Below are 7,196 nucleotides of genomic sequence, written 5' to 3' on the forward strand. Positions count from 1 at the left end.
CTTGCTTTTTGTTATAAAGTATATCCATTATTGATTTACTTTTTTTATAGTCTCGTTTTCCTCTATATGTTCCTCACGATATGAAATATTATGAGGATCTAGTCCATTTCCTAAAGAACCATAGAAATGCTCCCTATGCGGATCCACTAATTCACTTCCGTGATAATACACACGTGGTGTATTCCAAAGCGCTGCCAATGCTTTTGTCATCGGCATTTCGTGATAGCGTTCCGGCCACATTTCTTTAATTTTATCTTTTACTAATGGATAGTATTTAGAACTCATAGCAGGAAACAGATGATGTTCTGTATGGTATGAGAAATTGAAATGTAAAACGTCTACCCAGCGCGGCACTGTTACTGATAAACAGTTTGCTAACGGATCATTTACTGGAACAATTGGATTTAAGCGATGATTTGTTGCGATATATGCCATTACAATAAAGTTAGCAATTAACAACGGAATCACGTATGCAAAGAACCACTTTGTAGGTCCCATAATAAACAATAAACTAATCCAAACTGTCCAGGGCAAAAGAAGTTGTAGCCATACAGATTTTTGATTGGATGACTTAAATTCTTTTATAAAATGAAAGAACATTCGAGTCGAATGTAACGTAAATTGAATTGTTAGTGACAGAAAACTAAAGAATGAACGTACATGAAGGGGCATGCGATATACCCAACTCAAAAACTTACTCTTTTTTAGTTTCTCAAATGTCGGCCATGCATCTGGATCATTCTCTTCATGCTGTGTATGAACATGATGCGTTGCATTATGCCACTTTCTCCAAAGTTTTGGGCCAGTTGATAATGGCATAAATGCTATCGCGCCTAAAAAATCACGAAGCCATGCCTTTCTTACAACTGTTCCATGTAAAATTTCATGTCCTAAAAATCCAAGTGAAGCAAAACATAATCCGAGAACAATCGCAATTCCTAGATTTGCCCACACATTCAATTCAAATACACCAATCGCTATTAACCCCGCTAATGCCACAAGTAAATAAGCCAGTCCACCAAATAAACGAGTAGGCACTGGTTTAAATGCTTTTTTCGGCAAATGTGGTGATACACGTGCTGCATACCACCCAAACGTATGAAGCTCCTTCATCCTTTTGCCCCTTTCTTATGCCGCGCCCTGCGCAACTTGCATATATTAATTCTTGCTTCCAGATTGATTTTACTAGGTGATCCAAAAAGCATTTATTATAAGGAAAATATACTCACTCTACCGTCACTTATTTTTCGCTTTTATTATCAATGAAAAACATTTCTCTTTTTACTCTCTATCAACCTTTCCACATGATGAATCATAACAATAGAATTTCTATATTGTCAACAACTTTTATGACCTAGTAATAAAAGTTGGTTATATTTTTATAATTACACTTTATTGCACTAAAGAAAAAGTATAGATTTCACAAGGCTTTATCCGCTATACATATACATCCAATTAAACTCCATAGACTCTACCTCATTCAAGAACTCTCTATGTAATCCACAAATCGCATCACTTAAATTTAGCTTTATATAAATCCTACTTCCTCATACTGCCCCAACAAAATAATTATATTAAAATAATTTTATATTTCTTTTAATAAAAATAGGATGCTACTAAAACAACATACATGAATTCCATATAATATGGAAATATTAAAAGGAAAATTATTCTAAAATCAGGAGGTTTCCGCAATGACAAGTGATACATTTCCACAATTGCCATTATCTTATTGGATTGACTCTACTCCGTTTCCTACTTTCCCTCGTTTATCCGAAAATATAAAGACGAAAGTTGCTGTTATCGGTGCTGGTATTACAGGTATTACTACTGCCTATTTACTCGCGAAAGAAGGCATCGACGTTGTGTTAATTGATTCTGGCCTTATTTTAAACGGGACGACTGGACATACAACCGCAAAAGTAACAGCTCAACATGATCTTATTTACGACGAATTAATAAATCATTTCGGTGTTGAAAAGGCCAGGCTTTACTACGATTCAAATGATCATGCTCTACAATTCATAAATGACACTGTGCAAACATATAAAATCGACTGTAATTTCTCAAATGAAGATTCATATTTATATACAACTACTGATAACGGATTAAGAAATTTATCGAAAGAATATGAAGCTTATCAAAAATTAAATATACCTTGTGACTATGTTCAATCCGTGTCGATTCCTATTCCCGTACAATCTGCACTTGTAATGAAAAATCAAGCACAATTCCATCCCCTCCTTTATTTGAAAACACTTTTAGAAAAGTTTGTGGAAATGGGCGGAAAGGTCTATGAACAAACAACAGCTATGGATGTGGAAAAGGGAGATTATCCACAAGTAATTACAAAGGAGGGCCATCGCATCACTTGTGAATATGTTGTCTCTTGTTCACATTTTCCTTTTTATGATGCTAATAGCTTTTTCTTTACGCGAATGTACGCAGAACGCTCCTATGCTCTCGCAATAAAAGCAAAAACAGATTATCCAGGGGGCATGTATTTAAGTATCGATGATCCAAAACGCTCCTTACGCTCTATAACAAGCAATGGTGAAAAATTAATTTTAATTGGCGGCGAAAGTCATAAAACAGGGCAAGGAATAAATACGATGCTTCGTTATGAAGCACTATATTCTTTTGCTGAAGCAACTTTTGGAGTAGATGAAGTTCCCTATAGATGGTCAGCGCAAGATTTGATTACTCTAGACAAGCTCCCTTATATCGGACATATTAACGAAAGAAATCCAAATATATTTGTTGCAACTGGATATCGCAAATGGGGAATGACAACTGGAACTGCAGCAGCCCATTTACTGAAGGACTCCATTCTAAAAATCCAAAGTCCATATAAAGAACTGTTTGCACCATCACGCTTTCATGCAAATCCAGATATAAAAACATTCCTTTCTCAAAACATTGATGTTGCTAAACATTTAATTGAAGGGAAAATTGAAACCGCATTACGTAAACCAGAAGATCTTGAAGTTGGCGAGGGCTCTGTTGTACATGTTAACGGTAAACGAGCAGGTGCCTATAAAGATAAAGAAGGAAAATTACATATCGTCGACACGACTTGTACACACCTCGGCTGTGAAGTTGAATGGAACAACGGTGATTGTACTTGGGATTGTCCTTGCCACGGTTCTCGTTTTTCAATTGATGGAGATGTTATGGAAGGTCCGGCAGATCAACCATTGAAACAAGTTGATAACGAATAATTACAGATTCAGCGTGAATTTTCATTCGCTCTCTTTTGTAAGACTAACCATAACTAGCACCGTTTTCTTTATTCCTAAAACACAAAAAAGAGCATAAACTTACTTGTGCTCTTTTTTGTATACTTCAAACAACATATTTCGAAATAATGTATTCAAACTCTCAATATCGATCCCTAATCCCTTTTCAATTCCTTTCACGTATTGCTGATAGTAACTAATTTGTTCTTCTAAAAATTGATTTAGCACCTGAATTTTCAATCCAACATCTAATTCCGTACCCGCTTTTTTCTTTACTAACAACTTCTCAATCTCATTCAATACACTACGCTCTACTGATAGTTCCGTAATTAACCGGTCAAATTCTACAGGAGGCAAAGTCGATTTCTCCTCTAACCATTTACAAGCTAAAATAGGACGTAATACATAAAAGTACTTTTTCAACTTTACATTCTCACCTTGCAAAAATTCACGATAGTTTTTTGAAGCCATATGTAAGTAATGATATATTGTTGCTTTCGGATCAAAATCCTTTTCGCTCATTTGCTGAAGCTGTTCTGGAAGGTTCGAGTTTTTCGAATAAAAAATCGGTGATCGAACCCATTCCAGTAACGCTGGATTTGACTTTGCAAACAGTTGCAATGCCTTTTTAATATCCCAACCACTTATATCTAAATCATCACTAATTGGATATTCGATTACATCACGCTTATCATTGATTGATAAATACCATTCTACAGGGTGTATATAAACAAACCTAACATCATAATCACTATCTTTCGATGGAAACCCCCACGCCCGACTTCCCGATTCCACAGCAAATAAAATTTTCACATCATTCTCTTTTTCAATTCGTTCTAGTTCTAATTCAATTTTCTCTCTCATTTCATACCATCTCCATGTTTTGATTATTCCCCTGGAAATTCGACAAATATACGACTGATTTTACAATATATTAAGACAGCTGTCAGACAATTTCTGACAGCTCAATAAAGCACCTATTTTTTCTTTTCCATTACAGTAGCCGCAATGCGTTCAAACTCTTTTTGAATCTCCTCTTTAAATGCATCCACTTTTGAATAATCCATAGCAGAAATATAAATTCTTTCTAATTTATCACGGACTGATTTCGCTTTTGCTAAGAAAGACATCGCCTCATTCATTTTTGTTTTATACCGAATTGATACGTCACGAATTTCCGTCGCATACTTCTCATCTGTCCCTGGTGTAACAATGAGATCATACATATCAATAACCTCGTCACCCACGCGACTTGGAAAGTATTCATGCGGTGCTGTGCTATCAAAAATTGCAAATCCCAATTCTCTTACGATAATCATATCGAGACTATTCGGATCAAATCCACAATGATATATTTCTACTTCAAACCCTTTTTCTTCTGCTGCCTTTGCTAATTTTTTAAGCATCGTTGATTTTCCAGAACCTGGGCGCCCTTTTATAAAATAGCGATGCGGGAGCCCCTCCGTTAAATTAGGAACGAAATCAACTGCTCCTTTCGGTGTAGCAGCTCCTAGGAATCGATGTTTCACAATCGATTTTTTTCCACTTTTATCTGTAAATAATTTCTGTATAAGCTGATCTGTTAATTCGTTTGCTTTATTAAAATCAATGTTACTAATATATATTTTCTCCCACTCATCATGTATTACCAGCGCCTCTTTAAAATACCCGTAAGCTGCTTGAAAGGCTTTACTCGCCTCTGAAACGAATCGTTCAATTTCTAATTTTTGCTTTCTTAATTTATCGGAGTCCCAAGCAACGCCTAAATTTATATACTCTTCAACAACTCCAGGCATTTTCGGCTCAATAACGTGCGGTGATGTACCGTCAACAATCCCTACTTTTAATTTTGGAATAATCACACCATCAACTGATTTATTGTCAGAAGAACAATGTAAAAATTCAATATTATATCCTTTATCGACCCATTCACGCCCTATTGCCTTTATTAAAGAAGATTTTCCCGTTCCTGGGCCTCCCTTTAAAATAAACAACCTGTCTAGCCCCTTCAAATTCTCTTCATATAAGTTGTGAAATCCTCTAGCTGTATTTCCACCAGCATAATAATTCAATACATTCCCTGTCACTGCACTCACTCCTTCGCAGCATTCTACTTACATAAGCTACAATATGCGAAAATCTTTATTTGGGTGAATACCTATTTTGTATTGCACTAAAAAAGCAAAGATCACTTTTGACCTTTGCTTTTATATTTTTTATTTAAGTTAAGAAAGAATTGTTCCACCCTTGGACGTACCCAAGCTAAATAATCTTTATCTTTCTTCTTTGTACAAGCTATCTCTTCTCCATCTACCATTCCGACAAGTTCTAGTTCTAACAGTTGCCTCGTGAATGCTAGCATATTTACTTCTTCTGCCGGATACTCTTCTTTTAATTTCTCCTCAATTTCTCTCAATAAAAAACCGTCACGCATCATTGCTAGTGCATCAATCCAAAGTGGCGGCATTTCATATGTCTCCCCTGTAATCGTATCTTTTACAATATAATTCTTTTGCTCTTTTCGAAATTGAATCGTGTGTAAACATACAGTTGAATTTAATGTTAATTCCATCATACCACCCCTTTCATCATATCTGCATAGAAAAAAGGATGCGCCCCGCACCCCTTCTTTTCTTTTCATAACACTACCGAACCGTTACACGAGCTAAAAGCCGCATGTCGATATTTTCCTCCATTATAAACGAAGTGTTTTATAAAAAAAACCCTTCTTTAAACATTTTATAAAATGTTTATATTTACACAACAAGAACACTTTTCTGAAAAATAATTTCTTCAAATGTACTACACTGTTGGTAAATAAATTTCCACTTTCGTTCCTACGCCCATACTACTTTGAATCGCGATACTCCCTTGATGTTCCTCAATGATTTTGTATGTAATCATTAACCCAAGGCCTGTACCATTCTCCTTTGTTGTATAAAACGCCTTTCCGATTTTCTCTATTTTCTCATTCTCTATACCAAAACCTTGATCTTCAACAGAAATACACAAATTATCTCCAGCTTTTTTGAATGCACGAATATGAATGTCTCCACCTTCTTGCATCGATTCTATTCCATTTTTAATAATATTTAACAACACTTGTTTTAATTGCTTATCATCACCATTTATAGCGGGTAAATTCCCATCTACTTGCAAGTGGAATTTCACTTTATATTGAGCCGCATAACTTTCCATTAACTGCACAACATATAAAAGGATTTCTCGTATATTACACCATTCATAATTAATTGGTTTTGGTTTTCCTAATAACATCAATTCACTAACAAACCCGTTAATTCTTTCAATTTCTTGTAACATAATGTCATAGCTCATCGTATCAGCAGGGTTTCTTTCTTTTTGCATTTGCGTAAACCCTTTTAAAGCTGTTAATGGATTTCGAATTTCGTGAGCAATTGTTGTAGACATTGTACCAATAACAGCTAAATTTTCCGTCTCTTTCATATTGTTCATCATTTCAACAACGGTTCTTACATAAGATTGAAATCGTTTTAACAAAGAATGTGAAATAATAAAAAAGAATACACATAAAACAAGCGGAATCACAACTTTTACATCTTGTAATATAAACGTAAAAAATACATATTTTCCAATTACACTACAGGAAACTAAATAAAAATATTTTCTATTCACGAAAATCGGTGCAAATAAAATTAACAATATTTCAACCATGTTTCCATTTTCAAAAACACGATCACTGTGTAAATAAATCATTAAGTTATTAATAAGATCAATAAGCATGTACCCAATTAAAAATAAATATTTTACAAAATATACATAGCCTTGTTTTTGAAAATATATTGAAATAGGAAATAAAGATATTACTAATATATATACACCTATTCCCATACCACCTTCTGGCCACCCTATCCTCGCTGCATTAATATTCATAGCAGGATAAACGAAATAATAGATAATGTCATATAGAAAGAATAT

At 34.6% G+C, this 7,196-nt stretch carries 6 protein-coding genes; 1 reads left to right on the plus strand and 5 read right to left on the minus strand.

Features of this window, described 5'->3' with window-relative positions; translation table 11 throughout:
• Positions 1-27 precede the first annotated feature (27 nt).
• Positions 28-1,113 carry a Delta(10) desaturase DesB gene (gene desB / locus KI356_RS02490; RefSeq protein WP_212934711.1) on the minus strand — a complete coding sequence of 362 codons (1,086 nt, stop codon included), beginning with the start codon at positions 1,111-1,113 and terminating at the stop codon, positions 28-30.
• Positions 1,114-1,694: 581 nt separating this feature from the next.
• Here desB and KI356_RS02495 point away from each other — a divergent pair.
• A complete protein-coding gene (locus KI356_RS02495; RefSeq protein ID WP_212934712.1) occupies positions 1,695-3,221 on the plus strand; it encodes an FAD-dependent oxidoreductase in 1,527 nt (508 codons plus the stop codon).
• A gap of 99 nt (positions 3,222-3,320) precedes the next feature.
• Here the strand turns inward: KI356_RS02495 and KI356_RS02500 are convergent, their stop codons facing one another.
• The 4 genes from KI356_RS02500 to KI356_RS02515 all read right to left on the minus strand — a co-directional run.
• Positions 3,321-4,103, minus strand: a complete 783-nt coding sequence (locus tag KI356_RS02500) for a nucleotidyltransferase domain-containing protein (protein ID WP_212934713.1) — start codon at positions 4,101-4,103, stop codon at positions 3,321-3,323.
• 113 nt (positions 4,104-4,216) lie between these two features.
• A complete protein-coding gene (locus tag KI356_RS02505; protein WP_212934714.1) occupies positions 4,217-5,326 on the minus strand; it encodes a PRK06851 family protein in 1,110 nt (369 codons plus the stop codon).
• Positions 5,327-5,427: 101 nt separating this feature from the next.
• Positions 5,428-5,811, minus strand: a complete 384-nt coding sequence (locus tag KI356_RS02510; RefSeq protein WP_128282646.1) for a hypothetical protein — start codon at positions 5,809-5,811, stop codon at positions 5,428-5,430.
• 230 nt (positions 5,812-6,041) lie between these two features.
• On the minus strand, positions 6,042-7,196 hold a 1,155-nt coding region (locus KI356_RS02515), incomplete at its 5' end, for an ATP-binding protein (RefSeq protein WP_438820834.1).

The organism is Bacillus hominis, assembly GCF_018332515.1.
GTDB lineage: Bacteria > Bacillota > Bacilli > Bacillales > Bacillaceae_G > Bacillus_A > Bacillus_A hominis.

Coding starts and splice junctions, on each gene's coding strand:
- KI356_RS02510 (WP_128282646.1), bottom strand. CDS start 5,811: ATGGAATTAACATTAAATTCAACTGTATGTTTACACACGATTCAATTT.
- desB (WP_212934711.1), bottom strand. CDS start 1,113: ATGAAGGAGCTTCATACGTTTGGGTGGTATGCAGCACGTGTATCACCA.
- KI356_RS02500 (WP_212934713.1), bottom strand. CDS start 4,103: ATGAGAGAGAAAATTGAATTAGAACTAGAACGAATTGAAAAAGAGAAT.
- KI356_RS02495 (WP_212934712.1), top strand. CDS start 1,695: ATGACAAGTGATACATTTCCACAATTGCCATTATCTTATTGGATTGAC.